Origin of the sequence: Dactylosporangium sp. NPDC051485 (assembly GCF_040682015.1) — a bacterium.
In the GTDB taxonomy this organism is placed as follows: Bacteria; Actinomycetota; Actinomycetes; order Mycobacteriales; family Micromonosporaceae; genus Dactylosporangium.
This window is the reverse complement of record NZ_JBFAZW010000013.1, coordinates 64,781-86,184: the sequence shown is the minus strand read 5'-3', so window position 1 is coordinate 86,184 and position 21,404 is coordinate 64,781. Positions and strand designations below refer to the sequence as shown.

The 21,404-nt window shown below is 71.4% G+C and carries 24 protein-coding genes; 8 read left to right on the top strand and 16 right to left on the bottom strand.

What is annotated here, in order from left to right:
- Positions 1-20: 20 nt before the first annotated feature.
- Genes AB0M46_RS10000 through AB0M46_RS09990 form a run of 3 tightly spaced genes read right to left on the bottom strand, consistent with a single transcriptional unit; the run spans position 21 to position 2,868 of the window.
- Positions 21-1,196: an LLM class flavin-dependent oxidoreductase gene (locus AB0M46_RS10000; protein ID WP_363334394.1), complete on the bottom strand. Its 1,176-nt coding sequence runs from the start codon at positions 1,194-1,196 to the stop codon at positions 21-23.
- 14 nt (positions 1,197-1,210) lie between these two features.
- Positions 1,211-2,377 carry an SfnB family sulfur acquisition oxidoreductase gene (locus AB0M46_RS09995; RefSeq protein ID WP_363334392.1) on the bottom strand — a complete coding sequence of 389 codons (1,167 nt, stop codon included), beginning with the start codon at positions 2,375-2,377 and terminating at the stop codon, positions 1,211-1,213.
- Positions 2,374-2,868, bottom strand: a complete 495-nt coding sequence (locus tag AB0M46_RS09990; RefSeq protein WP_363334390.1) for a flavin reductase family protein — start codon at positions 2,866-2,868, stop codon at positions 2,374-2,376. Before AB0M46_RS09990 ends, AB0M46_RS09995 begins: the two co-directional genes overlap by 4 nt.
- A 264-nt stretch (positions 2,869-3,132) precedes the next feature.
- Here AB0M46_RS09990 and AB0M46_RS09985 point away from each other — a divergent pair, with 264 nt between their 5' ends.
- From AB0M46_RS09985 to AB0M46_RS09975, 3 genes are all read left to right on the top strand, one after another.
- Positions 3,133-4,074 carry a LysR family transcriptional regulator gene (locus tag AB0M46_RS09985; protein ID WP_363334389.1) on the top strand — a complete coding sequence of 314 codons (942 nt, stop codon included), beginning with the start codon at positions 3,133-3,135 and terminating at the stop codon, positions 4,072-4,074.
- 183 nt (positions 4,075-4,257) lie between these two features.
- Positions 4,258-4,881: an ROK family transcriptional regulator gene (locus AB0M46_RS09980; RefSeq protein WP_363334387.1), complete on the top strand. Its 624-nt coding sequence runs from the start codon at positions 4,258-4,260 to the stop codon at positions 4,879-4,881.
- Positions 4,791-5,438 carry an ROK family protein gene (locus AB0M46_RS09975; protein WP_363334385.1) on the top strand — a complete coding sequence of 216 codons (648 nt, stop codon included), beginning with the start codon at positions 4,791-4,793 and terminating at the stop codon, positions 5,436-5,438. The genes AB0M46_RS09980 and AB0M46_RS09975 overlap by 91 nt, the downstream gene beginning before the upstream one ends.
- A gap of 384 nt (positions 5,439-5,822) precedes the next feature.
- Here the strand turns inward: AB0M46_RS09975 and AB0M46_RS09970 are convergent, their stop codons facing one another.
- Both AB0M46_RS09970 and AB0M46_RS09965 read right to left on the bottom strand, forming a co-directional pair.
- Positions 5,823-6,461 (bottom strand): HD domain-containing protein, encoded by a 639-nt coding sequence (locus tag AB0M46_RS09970; RefSeq protein ID WP_363334383.1) that lies wholly within the window; start codon positions 6,459-6,461, stop codon positions 5,823-5,825.
- Positions 6,462-6,597: 136 nt separating this feature from the next.
- Positions 6,598-6,870 (bottom strand): helix-turn-helix transcriptional regulator, encoded by a 273-nt coding sequence (locus tag AB0M46_RS09965; RefSeq protein ID WP_363334476.1) that lies wholly within the window; start codon positions 6,868-6,870, stop codon positions 6,598-6,600.
- A gap of 319 nt (positions 6,871-7,189) precedes the next feature.
- Here AB0M46_RS09965 and AB0M46_RS09960 point away from each other — a divergent pair, with 319 nt between their 5' ends.
- Positions 7,190-7,720 carry a hypothetical protein gene (locus AB0M46_RS09960; RefSeq protein ID WP_363334381.1) on the top strand — a complete coding sequence of 177 codons (531 nt, stop codon included), beginning with the start codon at positions 7,190-7,192 and terminating at the stop codon, positions 7,718-7,720.
- A gap of 42 nt (positions 7,721-7,762) precedes the next feature.
- On the opposite strand, the gene AB0M46_RS09955 is transcribed toward AB0M46_RS09960, so the two are convergent.
- The 7 genes from AB0M46_RS09955 to AB0M46_RS09925 form a co-directional block, all read right to left on the bottom strand.
- Positions 7,763-8,278: an SMI1/KNR4 family protein gene (locus AB0M46_RS09955; RefSeq protein WP_363334379.1), complete on the bottom strand. Its 516-nt coding sequence runs from the start codon at positions 8,276-8,278 to the stop codon at positions 7,763-7,765.
- A 306-nt stretch (positions 8,279-8,584) separates the two neighbouring features.
- Complete coding sequence (locus AB0M46_RS09950) at positions 8,585-9,337, bottom strand: DUF4118 domain-containing protein (protein WP_363334377.1); 753 nt, start codon at positions 9,335-9,337, stop codon at positions 8,585-8,587.
- 390 nt (positions 9,338-9,727) lie between these two features.
- Positions 9,728-10,354 (bottom strand): response regulator transcription factor, encoded by a 627-nt coding sequence (locus tag AB0M46_RS09945; protein WP_363334375.1) that lies wholly within the window; start codon positions 10,352-10,354, stop codon positions 9,728-9,730.
- Positions 10,351-11,496 carry a sensor histidine kinase gene (locus AB0M46_RS09940; RefSeq protein ID WP_363334373.1) on the bottom strand — a complete coding sequence of 382 codons (1,146 nt, stop codon included), beginning with the start codon at positions 11,494-11,496 and terminating at the stop codon, positions 10,351-10,353. The genes AB0M46_RS09945 and AB0M46_RS09940 overlap by 4 nt, the downstream gene beginning before the upstream one ends.
- Positions 11,493-12,290, bottom strand: coding sequence for an ABC transporter permease (locus AB0M46_RS09935; RefSeq protein WP_363334371.1), 798 nt, complete (start codon positions 12,288-12,290; stop codon positions 11,493-11,495). The genes AB0M46_RS09940 and AB0M46_RS09935 overlap by 4 nt, the downstream gene beginning before the upstream one ends.
- Positions 12,287-13,105, bottom strand: coding sequence for an ABC transporter ATP-binding protein (locus tag AB0M46_RS09930; protein ID WP_363334369.1), 819 nt, complete (start codon positions 13,103-13,105; stop codon positions 12,287-12,289). The genes AB0M46_RS09935 and AB0M46_RS09930 overlap by 4 nt, the downstream gene beginning before the upstream one ends.
- Before the next feature lie 211 nt (positions 13,106-13,316).
- Positions 13,317-13,979 carry a helix-turn-helix domain-containing protein gene (locus AB0M46_RS09925; RefSeq protein WP_363334368.1) on the bottom strand — a complete coding sequence of 221 codons (663 nt, stop codon included), beginning with the start codon at positions 13,977-13,979 and terminating at the stop codon, positions 13,317-13,319.
- A 231-nt stretch (positions 13,980-14,210) separates the two neighbouring features.
- Between AB0M46_RS09925 and AB0M46_RS09920 the strand changes: the two genes are divergently transcribed.
- The gene (locus AB0M46_RS09920) at positions 14,211-15,026 is read left to right on the top strand and encodes a DUF3050 domain-containing protein (RefSeq protein ID WP_363334366.1); all 816 of its coding nucleotides are present in this window, start codon (positions 14,211-14,213) and stop codon (positions 15,024-15,026) included.
- A 40-nt stretch (positions 15,027-15,066) separates the two neighbouring features.
- Here AB0M46_RS09920 and sigJ read toward each other — a convergent pair whose 3' ends face one another.
- Positions 15,067-15,978 (bottom strand): RNA polymerase sigma factor SigJ, encoded by a 912-nt coding sequence (gene sigJ / locus AB0M46_RS09915; protein ID WP_363334364.1) that lies wholly within the window; start codon positions 15,976-15,978, stop codon positions 15,067-15,069.
- Positions 15,975-16,397, bottom strand: coding sequence for a carboxymuconolactone decarboxylase family protein (locus tag AB0M46_RS09910; protein WP_363334362.1), 423 nt, complete (start codon positions 16,395-16,397; stop codon positions 15,975-15,977). The genes sigJ and AB0M46_RS09910 overlap by 4 nt, the downstream gene beginning before the upstream one ends.
- 321 nt (positions 16,398-16,718) lie before the next feature.
- Here AB0M46_RS09910 and AB0M46_RS09905 point away from each other — a divergent pair, with 321 nt between their 5' ends.
- Positions 16,719-18,008, top strand: coding sequence for an MFS transporter (locus AB0M46_RS09905; protein WP_363334360.1), 1,290 nt, complete (start codon positions 16,719-16,721; stop codon positions 18,006-18,008).
- Between the two features lie 133 nt (positions 18,009-18,141).
- On the opposite strand, the gene AB0M46_RS09900 is transcribed toward AB0M46_RS09905, so the two are convergent.
- Positions 18,142-18,525 carry a helix-turn-helix domain-containing protein gene (locus tag AB0M46_RS09900; RefSeq protein WP_363334358.1) on the bottom strand — a complete coding sequence of 128 codons (384 nt, stop codon included), beginning with the start codon at positions 18,523-18,525 and terminating at the stop codon, positions 18,142-18,144.
- Positions 18,526-18,612: 87 nt separating this feature from the next.
- Between AB0M46_RS09900 and AB0M46_RS09895 the strand changes: the two genes are divergently transcribed.
- Both AB0M46_RS09895 and AB0M46_RS09890 read left to right on the top strand, forming a co-directional pair.
- Entirely contained in the window at positions 18,613-19,596 is a 984-nt protein-coding gene (locus AB0M46_RS09895) for a zinc-dependent alcohol dehydrogenase family protein (protein WP_363334356.1), read from the top strand.
- Between the two features lie 416 nt (positions 19,597-20,012).
- On the top strand, positions 20,013-20,432 hold the full coding sequence (locus AB0M46_RS09890; protein WP_363334354.1) for a hypothetical protein: 420 nt from the start codon (positions 20,013-20,015) through the stop codon (positions 20,430-20,432).
- Here AB0M46_RS09890 and AB0M46_RS09885 read toward each other — a convergent pair.
- Entirely contained in the window at positions 20,368-21,276 is a 909-nt protein-coding gene (locus AB0M46_RS09885; protein ID WP_363334352.1) for an amidohydrolase family protein, read from the bottom strand. The two genes, AB0M46_RS09890 and AB0M46_RS09885, sit on opposite strands and share 65 nt — an antisense overlap.
- Between the last annotated feature and the right edge of the window lie 128 nt (positions 21,277-21,404).

Genomic DNA, 21,404 nt, shown 5'->3' with positions numbered 1-21,404 from the left:
TTTGCCGGACGGTGCGGCGGTCAGCGTTGCGTGGCTGGGAGGAAGGGAACATGCCCGGCGGCGGCGGACCGGATGGCGGGTCCGTTGAACAGCCCGCGCCGCCGCAGCAGCGGCAGCACCCCCTCGCCGAACCAGAACAGCTCTTCCAGGTGCGGATATCCGGACAGGATGAACTCGTCGATCCCGAGGGCGGCGTAGTCGGCGATCCGGTCGGCGACTTCGGTGTGGCTGCCGACCAGTGCGGTACCCGCCCCGCCCCGCACCAGGCCGACCCCGGCCCACAGGTTCGGGGACACCTCGAGGGCACGCACGTCGCGCCACGCTTGGCCGTTGGTCAGGTCGGCGTGCAGCGCGGTCATCCTCGCCTGGCCCGTCGACTCGCTGCGGGCGAGGTTTTGTTGCGCACCGGCGACAACGTCGTCGCCGAGGGCGTCGAGCAGCGCGGCCGCCTGGCGCCACGCCTCGGCGGCGGTGTCCCGGGTGATGACGTGCAGCCGGATACCGAACCGCAGCGTCCGGCCCTGCTGCGCGGCCAGCCCCCGGATCCAGGCGAGCTTCTCCGCGACCGCGTCAGGCGGCTCGCCCCAGGTCAGATAGACGTCGGCGTGCTCCGCGGCGACCGGACCGGCCGCGGCGGACGACCCGCCGAAGTACACCGCCGGCACCGGGTCCGGCAGGGACGGCAGGGTGGCCTCGTCCACCCGCAGGTGCCGTCCCGCGTAGGTGACCGTCTCGCCGCGCCACAGCCGCCGTACGACGGTCAGGAACTCTGCCGTACGTTCGTAGCGCTCCTGCTTGGCCAGAAAGTCGCCGTAGGCGCGCTGCTCGTGCGGTTCGCCGCCGGTCACCACGTTGAGCAGGAGCCGGCCGGGAGCGTGGGCGGCGAATGTCGCGGCCATCTGCGCGGCCAGCGTCGGGCTGACCAGGCCGGGGCGGAAGGCCACCAGGAACGCGAGCCGTTCGGACTCGCGGGCGAGCATGGCCGTCGTCAGCCAGGCGTCCTCGCACCACGCCCCGGTCGGGGTGAGGGCGCCGAGAAAGCCGAACTCCTCGGCGGCACGGACAATCGATGACAGGTAGCCGATGCTCGCTCTGCGGTCGCCGGCCGCGGTGCCGGCCTTGGCGCCGTGGCCGCCGCCGACGATGAATCGGGAGTCGCCGTACGTCGGCAGGAACCAGTGGAAATCCAAGCTCATGGTCGTCGTTCCCTTCAGAGCAGGCCGTGTCGGGGCGGCCGGGTCCGGTCGAGCAGCCAGCGGCCGACGTGCTGGACCTTCCAGCGGGCCGGATCGTGCAGCGTGTGCGTGCGGGCGTCGCGCCAGAAGCGCGAAAGGTTCAGGGCATCGGCCGCCGAACGGGCTCCGGCGAGCTCGAACAAGGCCGAGGAGGCGTCCACGGCGGCGCGGGCGGTGGCGACCTTGGCGATAGCCGTCGCGATCGAAGCCTGGGCGGTGGACTCGTCGGTCGGGTCGGTGCGGGCGAGGTCCACCGCGTGTGCCGCCTCGCGCAGCAGCGCCTCGGCGGCGCGCACCGCGATCTCAACCTCGCCCGCCTGCTGGACCAGCAGCTGGTCGCCGACGGCCCGGTCGGCACCGCTTTCGAACCAGGGCCGGGCCCGCTTGACGTGCGCAACGGCCGCGGCAAGCGCACCCCGGGCGATCCCGGCGTCCAGGGCGGCATGCAGGACCTGCGCGAAGGCGCCGTAGGACGTGGGCCGGGCGAAGATCGGCGTGTACGGCACGACGGCGTCGGCGGGAACGGTCACGTCCGTCAGGCGCACGGTGCCGCTGCCGGTGGTGCGCTGACCCAACCCGTCCCAGTCGTCGCAGATCGTGACACCGGCGGCACCGGCCGGCACGAACGCGACCGCCTTGGCCCGCTCAGCGCCGGGCAGCACCGCACGCACGGCGAGCCAGTCGGCGAACAATGAACCGGTGGCGTAGAACTTCTCGCCGTTGAGGACGTAGCCGCCGGCCCCGTCGGGCGTTAGCGTCGTGGCGTCCTCGGTAACGGTCCGGCTCCCACGTTCGGTCTGGGCATTGGCCATCCGGCGGCCGGCCAGCACCTCGCCGAAGAAGCGGCGCTGCTGAGCCTCGGTGCCCTGCAGGCGCAGCGCCTCCAGGAAGACGTAATGGCTGTGCGGGATCTGCGCGATGCTCGGGTCCGCCTCGGCGATGACCCGGAAGACCTCCACCAGGGACGGGACGTCGAGGTCAGGGCCGCCGAAGCGGCGCGGCACGGTCAGGGCGAACAGGCCTGCCGCCGACATGCCGCCGACTTCGGCGTACGGCAGGACCCGGCCCCGGTCGCGCTCGCCGGCGCCCTCGGCGAGGCCCGCGGCGAACCGGGTGGCGGCCTGGACCGCGTCGTGCGTCACCGCAGCCCCCGGAAGGTCCCGCGGTGGAACACCAGCGGCGCAATGGACTCGTCGCCGGCGTAGTCGTGGATGCCGAGCACGAGGATCCGGTGGTCCCCGGCGACGAGGCACTGCTCGATCGCGCAGACGAACCAGGCGCTGCCGTTCTCCAGCAGTACCGCGCCCTCGTCGGTGGCGCGCCAGGCGAGGCCCGCGAAGCGGTCGCCGTCCTTGGCCGCCAGCTGCCGGCAGGCGTACTCGTGGGCCTCGCTCAGGATGGTCACGCCGAGGTAGGGCGCTCTGGACAGGACCGGCCACGTGGTTGAGGAGGCCGCGACGCACACCGACGCCAATGGCGGGTCGAGCGAGACCGACGTGAAGGAGCTGGCGGCGATGCCGACCGGGACCCCGTCGAGCTCCGCCGCCAGTGCGGTCACACCACTGGGGAACGCGCCGAACACGGTGCGCAACCGGCGGGCCGGCGATATCGGCGGTGCAGGGGAATCTGTCACGGTGGACTCCAGGTGCTCAGGCGACCCGTCGTGATCGCAAAATCGACATACCGCCGTACGGCGGGCGGGCACTGCGGCGCACCGACCGATGCCGTTCGGCGTGATCGCGTCGCGCATACCTCGTGCGAGCCGGCCCGCTACCAGCGGGTGCTTTTCCTACTATGCTGATGGGCATAATCGAGTATTCGGCGGATCTTCGACACCGTCAAATCGATGTTGACGGCAGGCCGATAGGGAAACCCTTGAACCTCGGAGGCGCGCACCGTGCGGATCGAACAGCTCGAATACCTTGCAGTGATCACCCGGCTCGGATCGCTCCGCCAGGCCGCACTGGAACTCCACGTCTCGCAGCCGGCGCTGAGCGAGACCATCCGCAATCTAGAACGCGAGCTGTCGGTGCAACTGCTCGACCGCCGGCGGTCCGGCGCCAGTCTCAGCGCCGACGGGCGGGCGCTCCTGCCGTACGTCACCGGGGTCCTGGAATCGGTCGACCGCCTCATGCGGGCCGCGGACCAGCAGCATCAGAACAAGGTCATGGTCCGGCTGGGGACGGTCAACGCCGCCACCGTCTCACTGCTCGCTCCGGCACTGCGCTCCTTCGTGCAGCGCCATCCCGACACCCGCGTGGAGGTGCTCCCGGCCCAGCAGGCCGACATCCACCGGCTCCTGCTGGAGGGTTCCCTCGACCTCGGGCTCGTCAACGTCCTCGCCGGTGATGACCCGCCGCATGACCTGGACAGCACGCTGCTGCTGCACGGCAGGATCGTCGCCTGCGTCGCGACCGGCAGTCCACTCGCCCGGCGGACGTCGCTCACCCGCGAGGACCTGCTGACCGGACCCCTCATCCTCATGCGGGCGGGCTATCTCATGCACCGGTACGTCCACCGGCTGTTCGGCGGCACGATCCCGCCCTCCAACTACTCCACCGACGGCGCGGAGATGGGCAAGCTCCTGGTCGCCGAGGGCCTCGGCGTCACCGTGCTGCCCGACTACAGCATCACCGGCGACCCGCTGGAGCGGTACGGCGCGATCACCACCCGCCCCCTCGACGCCGCCGACACCAACGTCCGGCTGCTGCTGCAGAGCCGCCGCGAACCCCGCATGCCCGACGCGGTCCGCGAACTGCACCGCGCCCTCGTCGAGCAGTCGGTGCGGGTCCGGCGGACCAATCCCGTCCCCGTTCCAGAACCCCTCGACGGATCATGAGCACTTCCCTCACCTGTTTGTGTGAGGGAAGGAATGATCCACTGGCGACACAATGGCCCGCAACGAGCCGGAAAAGGGCAGGTCGCGGTGGCTACCGGCGGCTCGGCGGGAGGAGGGCTGGCGATGGCGAGCAAGGAACGGGCCGGAGCCGGATCCGCCGCGGACCCCACGGAACACCGTGCCGTGCGCCGGGCGAACCTGAGCCGGATCCTGCGGCTCGTGCAGACCGACGGCCCGCGCTCGCGGGCCGCGATCACGCTCGCGACCGGGCTGCACAAGACGACGGTTTCCAGCCTGGTCGACGAGTTGGTGGCGCGGCACCTGGTGCGCGAGATGGACGCCGAGTACGCGGCCCGGATGGGGTTTGCGGGCCGCGGTATCGCGCTGAACCCGGACCTCGGCGCGATCGGCATGGAGATCAACGTGGACTACCTCGGGGTGCACGGCAGCGACCTGACCGGCCGTCCGGTGATGGAGAAGCGCGTGCCGTTCGACGCGTTGCACCGCTCGGTGGACCAGTGCCTGGACGACCTGGTCGAGGCCGCGCAGCGCTCGCTGGCCGAGCTGTCCCGGCGGGGCGTGATCCCGGTCGGGCTGACCGTCGCGGTGCCGGGGCTGGTGGACGTCGCTCGCGGGAGAGTCGTGCTGGCGCCGAACCTCGGCTGGCGGGATGTGCCGGTGGCCGCCCGGCTATCCGACGAGCTGGACCCGGATCTGTGGATCGGGCGGAGTACACGGCAGGTGTCGCCGCCGGCACCGACGATCTGGTCTACCTCACCGGCGAGGTGGGGGTCGGCGGCGGTGTGATCGTCAACGGCCGGCTGCTGCGGGGCGCGGACGGCTTCTCCGGCGAGGTCGGCCACATCCCGGTCGAGCCGGGCGGAGATCCGTGTGCGTGCGGCCGGACCGGGTGCTGGGAGACCAAGGTCGGCCTGGCCGCGCTGGTACGGCGGGTCACGCCGGACGCCGCCTACCACGCGCCCGGCGGCCCGATCCCCGACCCGCAGGACCGCATCGCCGAGATCTCCCGGCGGCTGGCCGAGGGCGACCCGATCGCGGCGGAGGCGATGGCGGAGGTCGGCTGGTGGCTGGGGTACGGCGGCGCGATCCTGGCCAACCTGTTCAACCCGCGGGTGATCGTGCTGGGCGGGTACTTCGCCGACCTTGCCGACCATCTGATCCCCGCCGCGCAGGCCAACATGGCGCGGCTCGCGGTCGCCTCCACCGCCGCACCCTGCCTCTTCGTCGCCTCCCACCTGGGGTTCACCGCCACCGTCCGCGGCGGCGCCCGCGTGATGCTGTCGCGGATGATCGACGATCCGACCGCGGTGTCACCGGCCGACCGCCTCGCCCACCGGGGCTGACCGGCCGACAACCGCCGACGACCGCGCAGCACCCGCTAACGCTCCACCAGCCGGCAGCGCGTCACGGGCGGGACCAGATAGCACGACGCGGCGAAGGCGTGCGCCGGCTGGACCGATGACACCAGCCAGCCCAGATCGCGTACCTCGAACAACCGGCCCTGCTCCGCCGCATCCCAGACCGGGAACGACGCCGCTACGCCACCACCGGCATCCGGTCCACGCGCGGCCTCGGCCTATCCGGACGAGCGACCCGTCCTGTGCTCGTTGCGGCGGCGAGCCTGGCGCCGTGGTTTCGCACCCGCTTCGCCAGCAACGACGGCTGGGAGACGAACACAGCTTCGGCGTGGCGGCGGTCCATCGCGGTTCGATGCGCTCTTGCTTGGGTCACTCGGGCCAGGCGTTGTGCTGGATGAGGTCGACGAAGTTCCCGCGCTTGAAGCCGGGGTCGAAGTACGCGAGTACGTCGTCGTTCATGGTGCCGAAGGTGGTGCCGGGACGGTCAGCCATACCGTCGTAGAAGTGCTTGAGGATCTGGTTCTTGAAGTCGGGGCGCGGGTGTGCGGCGGTCACAGCGGCGCGGTCGGCGTGGCTGATCTGGTCCAGGTCGAAGCCGAGGACGTCGGTTTCGACGCCGAGGGTGACGACGGCGACCTCCGGGGCGAGGTGGAGGGGCACCTCGGGGGTGGTGTGGAGCGCGATGGCGAGCCAGACGTTGGTGGCTTCCTGTTCGGTGCGACCGTGGGCGAGCAGGAAGGACTTGGCGGCGTTGGCGCCGTCGATCTCGAAGCGCTGGTCGCGGGTGCGGTACTTCGTGGTGAGGCCGAGGTCGTGGAACATGCCGCCGACGTACGCGAGTTCGGGGTCGACCGCCAGGCCGCGAGCCCGTGCCTTGAGTGATCCCCACAGGAAGACCCGACGAGAGTGGTTGTACAGCGTGTCGTCGGCGGCCTCGCGTACGAGCGCGGTGGCTTCACGAATGAGCGCGGTGTCAGGAACCTCAACGGTCCCAATGGTCTCCGGCACAGCGTCCTCCTTGCGTGTTCCTGGACGGTTGCCGGGGCCTGCCACAAGACTGACCGGGCAGCCCGGCCTTTGAACCCTCCGACCAGGACGGACATCGCAAAGATCCGGACGAGTTCCGAGCTGGCGCCGGCCTGAGCTACGTCGCGTTCCCCGGCAACTCGGTCCGGGGGGAAGTCGTCGCGAAACGGGCGCGGTACTGGCTCGGTGACACGCCGAGCCGAGCGACGAAGAGTCGTCGCATCGTCTCGGCGCTGCCGAAACCCACGCGCCGCGACGTCTCAGCCACGCTGTGCCCGGCGTCCAGCAGCGCCTTCGCATGGTCAAGTCGAGTCCGCTCAACAAACCTTGCGGGCGATGTGCCCAGCTCTGCCGCGAAGAGGCGGGCCAGATGACGTGGACTGACCCCCACGTGAGCGGCAAGCGATTGAGCGCTGTGATCGAGTTCCGGATGCGCGGCAATGGTTACCGCACGGCCCCATCTCTCTTCTCGCCCGCCGCCCGTGGCAGCCAAGAATATGTCCGCATCTGTGGGATCCACGGCTCATCAGCCGGATCCGTTCTTTGCCTCGTTCCCAGAAACTGGACGTCGTCAGTTCAGGCGGGAGCGAGGCAAAGCGGCCTTCCGACCGCCGTCGACGCGGCCCTGAAAGGCGGGGGTTCGAGCTGGGACGCGTCGGCGTCGAACCGGCGCTGCGCCTCGTACCCGACGACGATGTCCTCTGCTGGCTTTGACCGAGGAACTCGCCGCGGGGCTGGTACGTCGTATGAGCATGGGGGCATGGTGCAAGGGGCGGACGGTGAGCCGGCGCGACTTGTCCGCGGCTCGTACCGGGTTGGCGGTTGCGATGTTGTGGGTGCTGGCCGGGTGTACCTCAGGTGTGGTTCGGAGCCCGTCGCTGACCACGCAGCAGCCGCCGGCGCCGGTCCTGACCGAGAAGGACGCCAAGGGGCTGGTGAGTTTGCCGTGGACGCTGTTTTCGCCGGTGTCCTCGCCGCAGGTCGCTCAGGCCAACGTCGGGTTCGAGGTGAGCGTGCCGGTGACGGGTTGTCCGCTACGGGTTCGCGGGGTCACGATGGCGATGACCGCGACCACAGTCGTGGTCGCGGTCATGGGCGACCCCTCGCTGCCGGCGTCGAGCTGTGCGCCGTCGGCGGCCAGGGCTGTGCTGGTGTACGTCCAGCTGCCAGAATTAGCCGCCGGGCATGTGGTCGAACATGCGCCGGTGGCTGGCGGATCGGCGGCGTCCACAGGACGGTGACGCCAACGGTGGATGCGTCGTTGGGCATCTGCGTGAAGTTGGTCAGTTGAGGTAGCTGGCTGATGAGGCCAGCTGCTCAACGAACGCTCGGAAGTCGTGCGCGAGGCGAAGCTCCTGCTCCATCTCGTCATCGAGCCAGACCACCGATGGGTTTCCGCGCGGGCCGCACGCCCGGTAGTCCAGTGCTACCCAGTAGTGCCCTTGCCCACTGAGCAGGACGATCGGTGAGGGAAGGTCCCATTCCTGCACGAGATACGGGGTGTCGAGCAACGTCACGGCGCCAGCGTTATGCGAAGGTCCGATGCCCGCAAGGTGGTCGAACGGAACGTGATCTTCAGCGTAGAAGTTTGCCTCAGCGGGGCTGGCATCCCATGCTTCGGCCACAAGACCGCCGTTCTGGACCCGAAGTAGCCGGAGAAGGTCGGCGGGCAGGGTCACGCCCAGCTCGCCTTCTGCCGCGGCGATCATGTCCTGTGTCAGTGGCGGAAGCATCCCGTGCTTCTCATCCGCGTGCCAGAAACGTGCTATGACCTGCTCGAACGGCGCCATGCCGATCATGCTGCCATCGTCCTTCGGGCAGGCGCCAGCTATCACTTGGACGGCGCGGTGACCTCGGTGGCGAGGTTCCGGTCCTCCGCTACCAGGTCGCCACTGGACTCCACCAGGCCGACGACCCGGGGTCGGCTCACGGTATTCGTCTGGCTCCGGTCGTGGTCGAGGGGCCGTCGTGTCCTTTCTCGCGAGTTGGTTTTGTTCGGGAGTTCGGGGCCCCTGGCGCGCCGGTCCGAGTGGATCGCGAGGCTGCCGACGGCGCGCGGCGCAGCTGGTGCCGGATGGCCTCGCGCATGCGCGGCTGGTGCGGGTTCAGCGTCTGGGCTGGGCGGTCCGTGCGGCGTCGAAGGCGGAGCCGACCTGGTCGGCGAGCGTCACCGCGACGATGCGGGCCTGCAGCGGGACGGGCTGGTCGGGCGTGGCGCGGAGCATGAAGCGGCCGTAGTACCGTCCGCCCGCCGACACTCTCAGCTCGGTCTCGTCGTCTGGAAGGGCGTCCTGCGCCGTCGGTGGGTGGGCCGGTCTCGGTGTGACGCTGCCGTCGGCGTGCAGGCGTGGCGGGCGGCCCAGGAGCTTGCCGAACTCGAATCGGCATTCGCGCAGGTGCAGCAGCTCGACCAGGCCGGTGCGGGCCTGCTCGACCACCAGGTTCGGTGCGGTGCCGGACTGCACCAGCTGGGTGATGCGGTGGATCAGGGCGAGCTGCTGCGCGTCGGTGACCGTCACCAGGTGGAGCCGGCGGGCCCGGGCGGCCAGCTGCGAGACCGCCAGCCCGACCGCGAGCAGCAGCACCGCCGTCAGGATGTCGGTCCGCGTGGCGATGGTGAAGTGCTGGTAAGGCTGCGTCAGGAAGAAGACGAACCACACCGCCGCGGACAGGGCCGCGAGCGCACCGGCCGGGCGGTTGCCGCTGGTCGCCACCGCGACGACCACCGTGACGAGTACCAAGGCCAGGTTGGCGCCGGAGATGCTGGCACGGACCGGCACCAGCGCCACCGCGACGACGAATGGTGCCACGACCGCGGCCACGATCGCGATGTGATCCCGACCCACCTGTCTGCGCATGACCCGCCGCCTGCCTTCCAATTCACCGCCACGTGTTCGCAGCCGCGACGCGCCCACATCGGCCATACCGCGGCACGGACGGCCGGATCTGCCGGTTACTCCCAGTCAACTCCGCATCGGTCCGGCTGCCCAGCCGCCTTGGCGAAATCCCTACGCCGAACGACTGGTGCTCGACAGGTGGCCGGCCGGGACGGTCTGCGTGGTTGCTCGGTGGCTGCGCGCCTGCTGCAGCAGTGAGGCTGTTGGCGAGGCGAGGTTCCGCTACCAGGCGGGGCCGGTCCTCATGGCCGGGTGGCGGATCGCCGTGCCACCCGCCCGGCCGCTGCCGGCATGGTGGAACGGGGCCGTGCGGAGAGCACCCGGGACGTGGAGCGCAGCCGGAAGGGCCGCTCATGGCAGCAGGCCCAGCGACATCGCGGTGGTCACGGCGGCGGTGCGGTCGGCGACGCCGAGCTTGTTGAAGGCGCGCAGCAGGTGGGTCTTCACGGTGGCCTCGCTGATGTGCAGCGCGCTGCCGATCTCGGCGTTGGTGTGGCCACGGGCGACCAGCGACAGCACCTCGACCTCGCGGGCGGACAGCACCTTCGCGGCGGGGGCCGGGTTGCGGACCTGTTCGACCAGGCGGCCGGCGACCGACGGGGCGAGCACCGTCTCCCCGCGGGCGGCGGCGCGGATCGCGGCGGTCAGTTCGGCGCGCGTGGCGTCCTTGAGCAGATACCCGCAGGCGCCGGCCTCGACCGCGCGCAGAATGTCGGCATCGGTGTCGTACGTCGTCAGCACCACCACCTTCGTCGACGGCTGCCCGGCGAGAATCCGGCCGGTCGCACCGGCGCCGTCGAGGCCGGGCATGCGCAGGTCCATGAGGACGACGTCGGGCCGGTGGGCGCGGGCCGCGACGACCGCCTCGTCGCCGGATCCGGCCTCGCCGACGATGGTCAGGTCGGGCTCGGCCTGCAGCATGCCGCGCAGGCCGTCGCGGACCACCGGATGGTCGTCGACCAGCAGCACCGTGATCACTTCGGCACCTCCAGCACCACCGTCGTCCCGGTGCCCGGCGCGCTGGCCACGGTCAGCACCCCGCCGACCTGGGCGACCCTGGCCCGCATGCCGGGCAGGCCGAAGCCGGAACCATCCACTGTGGAGTCGAAACCGACGCCGTCATCGGCGACGGTGAGCGTCAGCGCCCCGCCGGAGCGCGCCAGCCGCACCTGGACCGCCGAGGCCACCGCGTGCCGCCGGACGTTCGTCAGGGACTCCTGCAGGGTGCGCAGCACGACAACCTTCGTTGCGGTCGGCACGTCCTCGAGGCCGTCGGCGACCTCGACCAGCGCGCGGATGCCGGCCTCCTCGGCCAGGCGCGCGGCCTGCCGCCGGACGGCCGCGGCCAGCCCGGACGCGTGCAGGTCGGCCGGCGCGAGCGCGGCGACCAGGGTGCGCGCCTCGGCCAGGTTGTCCCTGGCGGTCCGGATCACCAGGCTGAGGCGCCGGCCGGCCGCGGCGCGGTCGGTGGCAAGCTCCGACTCGGCCGCCTGGGCCAGGGCGATGATGCTGGTGAAGCCCTGTGCCAGAGTGTCGTGGATCTCCGCGGCCAGGCGAGCCCGTTCCCCCGCCACGCCCGCCTCGTGCGAGAGCCGGGCGACCTCAGCCCGGCTCGCGGACAGTTCGGCGATCATCGCGGCCCGTTCCTCGTTCTGCCGGCTGAGCCGGTCGACGTACGTGCCGACGAGGACCGCGAAAGCCAGGCCCAGCGCGGTGATCGGCAACAGTCCGTGCACCCTGCCGGTGGTGCCGTCGCGGAGCAGGGCGATACCGATCGGCAGCAGGCCGAGGACGACGACCACGGCCACGGCGGGGCGGACCGGCAGGGTCATGAAGACCATCGGCCCGAGCCCGAACAGCGCGAACGACGCGGTGTGGTCGAGCCAGACGGCGCCGAGGAACAGCGTCGCCAACCCGGCGACGAAGGCCCACTGCCGGGCCCGGCCGGCGCCGCCGAACATGCCGCGCCGGCCGAACGTGTAGTAGCCGCAGAGGGCGAGCACCAGCAGTACCGAAGCGGCAAGTGCGTGGCGGGGACCCGGTCCGTTGTCGATCGCCAGGAATGCCACGACCGCACCGACCGCGACGACGAAGAACAGGTCCCAGTGCCAGCGCGTCACCGTCGATCGTGCCAGCGGAACGTCGCCAGACTCAACGCCAGCCCGGCGAGGCACCAGGCGACGAGCACCAGCGCGGTCTTTCCGTGCTCCCATGAGCCGGCAACCTCCTGTGCGGCGAGTCGGTCGGGCAGGAACACGGAGCGGAATCCCTGCCCCATCCACTTGACGGGGAATACTGCGGAGATGTTGACCATCACCGCAGGCAGTGCGGCGATGTGGACGAAGATGCCGGACGTGAACTGCAGGACGAGCACGGGCAGGTTGAGCACCGCGGGGGCGCTGCGGGCCGATCGGGCCAGCGAGCTTGTGGCGATGCCCAGGAGGGTACAGGCGACCACCGACAGCACCAGGAGCCAAGCGAACGTCAACCACCCTGCGTATCCGGACGGCAACGGAAGGTCGAAGAGCCATGCGCCGACGGCGAGCAGCAGCGCGACCTCCGCCACGGCCGCGAACAGGACCAGCACGATCTTGCCGAGGAAGTACGCGCCCGCGTTCACCGGCGTGCCGCGCAGTCGCTTGAGGGTGCCGTCCTCCCGGTCGGCCGCGATGCCGATGCCGATGCTGATGAACGCGGTCGACAGGATGCCGTACGCGATCATGCCGGCGGCGAAGACCTGGCTGTGGGTGGTGGCGAGCGGGGGATCGACGGGGTCGGAGAAGATGGACCCCAGCAGGATCGTCAGCAGCGCCGGGAACGCGAACGTGAAGACGATCGCGTCCTTCTGCCGCAGCAGCTGGCGGATCTCGATGTGCCCGCGGGAGAGCCCCATGCGCAGCGTCGACGGCATCATGCGATCAGCCCCAGGTAGATGTCCTCCAGCGTGGGCCGGGTGACCCGGACGTCGGCCGCGTCGGCGGGGAGCTGGCCGACGAACCGGACCGGCTCGTCGGTGCGTACCTCGCGTGCCCCCGTCGCGTCCCGCCAGCTGACCGTCGCCTGCGCGTGGTCCCGGCCGCCGATCGTCGCCGGGGTGCCGGACGCGACGATCCGCCCGTTCGCGATCACCGCGAGCCGCGCCGCGAGCGCCTCGGCCTCGTCGAGGTAGTGCGTGGTCAGCAGGATCGTCGTGCCGTTCGCGGCGAGCGAGCGGATCAGCTCCCAGAACCGCCGTCGCGCCTCGGGGTCGAACCCGGTCGTCGGCTCGTCGAGGAAGACGAGCTCGGGCCCGCCGACGACGCCGAGCGCCACGTCGACCCGGCGCCGCTGACCGCCGGACAGGGTCCGGATCCGGGCGCCGGCCTGTCCGGTGAGCCCGACGGCGGCGATGACCTCGTCAGGGTCGCGCGGTGCCGGGTAGAAGCCGGCGAAGTGCCGCACCGTCTCGCGCACGGTCAGCTCGGCGGCGTCGGCCGCGCCCTGCAGCACGATGCCGATCCGCGCACGCCAGCGACGGCCGGCGGTGCCCGGGTCCTCGCCGAGGACCGCGACGGTGCCGGCGTCGCGGCGGCGGTGGCCCTCGAGGATCTCGATGGTGGTCGTCTTGCCGGCGCCGTTCGGGCCGAGCAGCGCGAATACCTCGCCCGCCGGCACCGCCAGGTCGATGCCGTCGACGGCGACCCGTCCGCGGTACGCCTTGCGAAGCCCTTGTACTTCGATCGGTGTCATACCGAAAATGCTGCCGATCACGGCCGGCCGACGGGACGACCGATGGACTGAACCCGGTTGTCAACCGATCGACGGACACCAGCAGTTGGACAGTCGAGCGAAAGACCGGCGGGAGCCTACGACGGGCCGCTCACCCCGTGCGCGACGAGCCGGCGGGATGATCGTGGGATTGCCGTCCGGGGCGGGGGAGTGCAGGCGAACGCCGATGGCGTCACCGGAGCCGGCGGCGGCCCAGGCGGAGTTGGGCACGCAGCACCTGGCGTGGGCGTAGCGGCGGGACGGGTAGCGGGTGGGCCGCGGTCGCCCGCAAGCCGTCGAGGGTCAGGGCGAGGTAGCGGCGCCAGGCGTGAGGGTCGATGGCATAGGTCGCCTCGCTGACCCGCGAGTGCGCCCAGACGATGAACGCCACGTCCTCGGCCGTGATGTCGGGGCGCAGGCTGCCCTCGGCCTGGGCCCGCTCGACGATGCGGCGGCCGAGGTCGTACGCACGTTTCCGGGCTGCTTCGATCCCGGCCGCGTACGGAAAGCGCATCGACGCGATGTCGTTGAAGGCGAGATCGCCGGCCTGCAGTTCGCAGACGCGCTCGAGGAAGAACGTGAGTCCGTCCCAGGCCGGCTCGATCACCACGGCGGCCTCTGCCGCTTTGATCCAGGCCCGCTTCTTCTCCGCCATGACGGCCCCCACCAGGTCCATCCGCGTGGGGAAGTGGCGGTACAGCGTGCCGATCGCCAACCCGGCCCGGCGGGCAATGCCTTCCAGCGGCGCGTCGAGGCCCTCCTCCGCGAACACCGTCCTGGCGGCGTCGAGCAGTGCGGCCCGGTTGCGTTGGGCGTCCTTGCGCAGTGGAGCGATCGATGGCTTGCGTGTCGTCACTCGCGCAGCCTACAACCTGAGGACACCCTCATATTTAGTCGACGAAGATGAGGCATGCCTCGATTTCGGACAAAAACCAGTGCTCCGGCCCATTGCGGGACAACACCGAAGCGGCCTAGCCTTTCGTCAACCCGACCAGGACGCCGAATCCCGCACCCGGGCGGTGCGGCGGGTCCGGCGGCACAGTGCGCACATCGAGCTGACTCATTGCACCCCGCGGAGGGAAGCACCATGTCACGGTACGAGTGGAATCAAACCAACCCGGGGATCAGCCGGCTCAAGGCGGCCGTGGCCGCGACCCGCTCGAATGTCATCACCCACGAGATGTACTCCCGCCTGAACTCGCACGCGGCCATCGTCACCTTCATGGAGCACCACGTGTACGCCGTGTGGGACTTCATGTCGCTGCTGAAGTCGCTGCAGCGCAGCCTGACCTGCGTCGATGTTCCGTGGGTGCCGACCGGCCCGACCTCGAGCCGGCGCCTGATCAACGACATCGTCCTGGTGGAGGAGAGCGACGAACTGGGAGGCGGGTTCATCAGCCACTTCGAGCTCTACCTGCAGGGTATGACCCAGGCCGGGGCCGACACGACGGTCATCGAGCCGTTCATCGACCTGATCCGCGCCGGCACGCCGGTGCCGGAAGCCCTGCTGGCGCTGCCCGTGCCCGCGCCGTCCGCCGAGTTCGTCCGCGGCACCTGGACATTCATCCAGACCCTGCCGCTGCACTGCCAGGCCGCGGCGTTCGCGTTCGGCCGCGAAGACCTCATCCCCGATATGTTCCAGCAGGTCGTCGACGTCAACGAGAGCGTCGGCCGGCTCGACCTCTTCGTCGACTACCTGCGCCGGCACATCCAGGTCGACGACGAGGAACACACCCCGATGGCCATGCAGATGCTGGCGGATCTGTGCGGTGACGACGAGGCCAAGTGGCAGGAGTGCGTCGGGGCCGTCATCGCCACCCTGAACGCCCGCGTGCGACTCTGGGACGGGATCACCGCAGCCATCAAGGAGCCGGCGGCCAGCCTGGCCGGGCAGGCTTCGTAGCCGGACCTGGACCGGCAGGTCGCCCGGGTCACGGTGTGGGCTACCGGGCAGCGTCGGGCGCCGGCGCCCAGGAAATCTCTGGCGCGCCGGCCACGGCGCCGAGCTTGTCGGGGTTGGCCAGCAGGAAGATGCGCCGGATCGCGTCGGCGTCCACGTCGAGCACCAGCAGGTGCCGCGACCGGGGGTACATGATCAGCATGGCCGGTGCGGCGTTGACCTCCAGCGGCACGGCCCGCAGTGCTGGCTGGCGCGAGTAGATCGCGGCGAAGAGCCGGGCCACCTTCGACGCCGAGCGGATCGGCCGCAGCGCGGCCCGGACCCGGCCGCCGCCGTCGGACCAGCTGACCACGTCCGCGTGCAGCAGGCTGTGCAGCCGGGTCATGTCACCCTCGCGGGCGGCGGCGACGAAGTCGCCAAGCAGCCGCCGGTGCTCGGCCGGCGTGGGCGTGAACCGGGCCCGCCCGTCGCGCAGCGCCCGTTCGGCCCGGTGGTGCAGCTGCCGGCAGTCCTCGACGGTGCGCTCGACGATGCCGGCGATCTCGTCGTACGTCAGGTCGAAGGCGCTGCGCAGCACGAACACGGCGCGCTGCGGCGGGGTCAGCTGCTCCATGAGGTGCAGCACGGCGATCGAGAGGTCTGAGGTGTCCACCGCGCCGAACGGGCCTGGGTCGGTGGCGACCGGCTCCGGCAGCCACTCGCCGACGTAGCTCTCCCGCCGGGCCCGGCGCGCCCGGAGCTGATCGACGGCCAGCCGCGCCACCACCCTGGTCAGGTAGCGGCGCGGCTGCGTGACGGCCGCCCGGTCGGTGCCGGTCCAGCGCAGGTAGGCATCCTGGAGCACATCGTCGGCGTCGTGCACGCTGCCCAGCAGCCGGTACGCCAGCCCCAACAGCATGGGTCGATGCCGGACGAACTCGTCCGCATCCGGCGCGATCACCGGATACGTGGTCACGTCAGGGCCGGCGGCTGCCGTCGGACGGAGATGACGATCCGGTTCCACACATTGATGGTGCCAATCGCGAGAATGAGGTTGGCGACCTCCTCCTGCGACCAGTGCTTGACCGCGTCATCCCACACGTCGTCGGGCACCCCGTGGTCGCCGAGCCGGGTCACCGCGTCCGTCAGCGCGAGCGCGGCCCGCTCTCGCGCGTCGAAGAACGGCGCCTCCCGCCACGCCGCCACCGCGAGCAACCGGCGTTGGTCCTCGCCGTCGGCGAGGGCCTCCTGGGCGTGCATGTCGAGGCAGAACGCGCACCCGTTGAGCACCGAGGCGCGCACCTTGATCAGGTGCAGCACCGTCGCATCGACCGTCGACCGCGTGTACTTCTCCAGCTGTGACAGTGCGGCGTAACCCGCCGGTACCAGGTCCATCCAGGACATCCGTTGACTCATACGGCAACGACGGATCCCGCGGGCCCCGGCGTGACACCACCGCCTGTGACGCGCGTCATAGCGGTGAACCGGGCTCCCGGCCGTCGATGCTAGGGTCGGTGGGCCGAATGACCCCCGCAAGGAGCTGAGGATGCCCGGTCGTCCGCGCACGCGTTGACGCATCGGCCGTACATCGGCCCGGTCATCGCGTGCTGCCCCGAATCGCGCGGCACAGCGAGTACACCCGTCTGCATTGGCATTGCGTCGTTCGCGATGCGGATGGACGGGCCCTTGTCTTCGGCTACCCCAAAGGGGTCTCCTGTGTCGTCCGCTTCCTCAGCCGTATCCGATTCCGGGCAGCCCGTTGCGTCGCCCCTGTGGCGCAACGCCGACTTCCGCAGGCTCTGGGTCGCTCAGACGTCCTCACAACTGGGCGAGCACGCGAGCCTGGTGATCCTGCCGCTGATCGCCGTCCTGACGCTCAACGTCGACCCGGGCCAGCTCGGCGTCCTGCGCGCGGTCGGGCAGGCGCCGCTGCTGCTGCTGTCGCTCCTCGCCGGCGCGTGGGTGGACCGATGGCGCGGCCGGACCGTCATGGTGCTGGCGGACCTCGGCCGGGCCTTGGCGCTCGGGGGAGCCGCCGCGGCCGCCGTCATCGGCGGGACCGGCCTGCCGACGCTGCTCGTCGTGGCCTTCGCCGTCGGGACGATGTCGGTGTTCTTCGACGTTGCCTATCAAGCCTTTCTGGTACGGCTACTGCAACGCGACCAGCTACTGCGCGGCAACAGCGCGATCGAGGGGAGCCGGTCCGCGGCCCAGATCGGCGGCCCTGCGCTCGGCGGGGCACTGGTGTCGCTGCTGTCGGCGCCGATCGCGGCCGCGTCCAACGCGCTGCTGTTCGCGTTGTCGTGCGTGTCGATCGCGCGGATCCGGCACCGCGAAGCGATCCCCGAGCACGCGGGCCGGCCCGCCCGGCTGTGGCGGCAGATTCACGAGGGCCTCCGCTTCGTCGTCGGCGACACCTGGCTGCGCACCATCTGCCTCGCCTCGGCCGCGTTCCAGTGCTCGTTCGCCGCCCTGATGACCGCCTACCTGATCTTCCTGACCCGGGAGCTGCACCTGCCGGGCGGCGCCGTCGGGCTCGCCCTCGCGGCGACCGGCCCGGGGGCCCTCGTAGGCTCGCTGCTCGCCGCCCGCCTGCCGGGCCGGTTCGGTTACGGCGCGGTGCTGGTATCCGCGGCGGCGGCCGGCGACGGCGTGCTGCTGTTCGTGCCCGCGCTGCACGGCCCCCCGGCGGTGACGATCCCCCTGCTCATCGCGGTCAACTTCGGGTACGGCACCTTCGGGCAGCTGGTCAACGTCACGGTCATGGCCGTCCGGCAGGCCGTGACCCCGGACCGGATGCAGGGCAGGGCCTCCGCGACGATCACGTTCGTCGGCATGGGCCTGACCCCGCTCGGCTCGCTGCTCGGCGGCTTCCTCGCCGGCGAGCTGGGGCTGCGCACCGCCATCCTGGTGGCCGGTGCCGGCCTGATGCTGTCCCCCCTGATCATTGGCCTGTCCCCGCTCGCCCGCCTCGGCCGGGACCTTCCCCGGCCGGAGGCCGGCTGACAACGGCGTCGGCGGGGGCCCGCCATCGAGCGCCATCAGGGCTGCTTGGGCGTCCTGATCACGAGGACGGCGATGAGCAGGGCGTGCAAGGACTCCTGTCCCGGCCGTGACCCTCCTCGCCCGGCCGCCAGGATCAACCGGTCGCGCGAGCCCGGGCAGCGGTAGCGGCGTCCGCCGCCTCCTGGAAGTCGACGATGGCCCCGCCGTAGTCCCTCGCCCAGTTCGTCAGGACCTCGATGGGCTCGACGAGGGTCCGGCCCAGGTCGGTGAGGCTGTACTCGACCCGCCGTGGCGCTTCGGCACGGCGTTCGACCAGGCCGTACTGCTGGAGCCGGCGCAGCGTCTGGGTGAGGACCTTGCGCGAGATGCCGCCGATGAGGTCGACGAGCTCACCGTGCCGGCGAGGCTGATGGCTGAGACCGAAGAGCACGAGCACGGCCCATTTGTCGGAGATGATCTCGACCGCCAGGCGCGTGGGGCAGTCGGCGAGAAAGGCTGGTCCAGCCGCGTTCTGCATGAACGTCGAAGGTACCAGGAGGTAACCCACGGCTCCGTACCGTCATCCGCGAGCAACGAAACCAGCACCGGATGCGAAGGAGTCACCATGTCACGAGTCGTCGTGTTCGACGAGTTCGGCGGGCCGGGGGTCATGCACGTCGTCGAGGAGCCGGTCGTCGAGCCCGCGGCCGGCGAGGTGCGGATCAGGATCGAAGCGTTCGCCGTCAACCCGCTCGACCAGATGATGCGTTCCGGCGCCTCGCCCGCACCCGTCCCCCTGCCACACGCTCGCCTCGGCGTCGAAGGAACCGGCGTCATCGACGCGCTGGGCCCCGAGGTCGCCGGGCTGGAGATCGGCGATCCGGTCATCCTCGCGGCCATTCCGGACGCGAGCGTCACGGGCAGCTACGCCGAGTACACCACGGTCCCCGCGAGCCGGGTCCTCGCCCGGCCGGCCGGGCTCGGCATCACCGAGGCGGCGGCGATCTGGGTCGCGTACTCCACCGCCTACGGCGCGCTCGTCGAGAAGGCGAGGATGCGGCCCGGCGACCACGTCCTCATCACCGCCGCGTCCGGCGGCGTCGGCCGGGCGGCGATGCAGATCGCCAACCAGATCGGCGCCGTGCCCATCGCCGTCACCCGGCACACTGCGAAGCGGGACGAGCTGCTCGCCGCCGGCGCCGCCGCGGTCATCGCCACCGACCACGCGGACGTCGTCGAAGCCGTCCGCCACCACACCGGCGGGACCGGCGCCGACATCGTCCTCGACCTTGTCATGGGCCCCGGCCAGCAGGATCTCCTCAAGGCGGCCCGCCCCGGCGCAACGCTGGTCGCCGCGGGCTTCCTGGACCCTCGGCCCACCCCCTTCCCGAGCGGCGCGCCGCTCACGATCTTCAGCTACGGCAGCTTCGAGCACACCCTCGACGCCGTCGTGGTGCGGCGCATGGCGGCCTTCCTGAACGCCGGGGTACGCCTCGGTGCACTGCGGCCCGCCATCGACAGGGTGTTCACCCTCGACGACGTCGTCGAGGCGCACCGCCACCTCGAGCAGGGGCTCCACGCCGGGAGGAAGATCGTCGTCACGGTCTGAGAACGGACCGCCCGTGGGGGACGGCTGTTCGGTCAGGTCTGCTGTCTCACACCCGCCAGTTGCGTCGGCCCAGGTCGCCGCCAAGGTGACACTGGGCGACGTGGCGGTCACGTGCATGGTGCGGGTCGAGGCCGTCAACGGGCGGCCGGACGCTGGAGCGCCGCGCCTGCCCGCCGCCCGGCCTCACCAAACTCGGTTAGGGGGCGCGTCGACCCGGCCATGTTCGAGCCCCGGCCGGCCCCCGCTCCGGGCGAGCCGCACGGGCCGGTCGTCCGCCTGGCGCCCGGGTCACCGGCCTGGGCAAGGTCCGCCCGCGGGTCATCCCCGGGCACCGGCCGTACTACCTCATCACCGAGGAGACCGCGCCCGCCCCGCAGGGCGCGTCGCTGGGCTGGCTCATCCAGCTCGACGGCGACGTGCACCGCAACGCCTTCCTGAACTCGCCGTGGGTCAAGGCGGTGCTGCCGATCCGCCCGGGCCGCGAGCGCGAGGCGATGGCGTGGCTGCGCCGCCCGGAGGTCGCGGGCAGTGACGGCCTGGACGAGCCGTATCCGTTCGACGCCGCCCAGGACCCGCCGGAGTACCGCGGCCAGAGCATCGGCCAGGTGCTGCTGCTCATCGCCGACAAGATCCGCGCCGAGCACGAGGCCTCGCTGACCCCGGTCCCGGCGCTGAACAACGAGCTGACCCTGCCCACCGAGACGGTGTTCAGCAAGGGCTTCGACCCGCTGGAGGGCGGCATCAAGTTCGGCGCGGCGCCGTTCGCGGTGTTCAGCCAGTGGATGGAGATCCTGCCGACGGACCAGGTGGTCGCCACCGAGTACCAGATCCCGTAGGCGTGAGGCCGTAGACGCGCGCCGCGTTGCCGCCGAAGAGCAGCTCGAGTTCGCCCGCGTCCAGCGGGGGCAGCGCGGCGGTCAGGCCCGCCAGCATCGCCTCGTACGAGCCGGCGAGCAGGCAGACCGGCCAGTCCGAGCCGTACAGCAGCCGCTGCGGCGTGAACCAGTCCACGACCCGGCCGACGAACGGGCGCAGGTCCTCGGCCGTCCACGCGCCCCAGTCCGCCTCCGTGACCATCCCGGACAGCTTGACCGACACGTTCGGCTCGGCGGCGAGGGCCGGCATCGCCCGCAGCCACTCCTCGTCGCGGCCCTCGGCGATGCGCGGCTTCGCGATGTGGTCCAGGACGAAGCGCAGCTGCGGGAAGCGGCGGACCGCGTCGGTGGCGGCCGGCAGCTCCCGGGCCCGGACCAGCAGGTCGTACGCGAGCCCGCGGCGCTGCACGGCGGCCAGGCCGCGCCGCACGTCCTCGCGCCGCAGCCAGTCCGGGTCCGGCTCGTCGTGGACCTGGTGGCGTACCCCGGCCAGCCACCGGCCGGTCGGGCCGCCGAGCAGCTCGTCGAGGTCGTCGCCGACGGACGGGGAGGTCAGGTCGACCCAGCCGACCACCCCGCGCACGGCGTCGTTCGCCGCCGCCACCTCGAGGAACTCGCGGGTCTCGGCGAGGCTGGACAGCGTCTGCACGAGCACGGTCCCGTCGACGTCCGCGGCGCGCAGGCTGGGCAGCAGGTCCTGCGGGCCGAACGCGCGGCGCACGGGGTCCATCGCCTCGCCCGCCATCCACGGGTAGGTGTAGCGGGCCGGGTCCCAGAAGTGCTGGTGGGCGTCGATGCGGTGCACGGTGGCCTCCTGACGGCGGCGTCGGGGGTGTGCCGGTCGGCCGCAGCATAGATCGCCACGCCGCGGCCGGCCGAGACGGGCTAGACGAGCAGGTCGGACGACTCCCAGGGGCCGACGGCCGTGCGGTT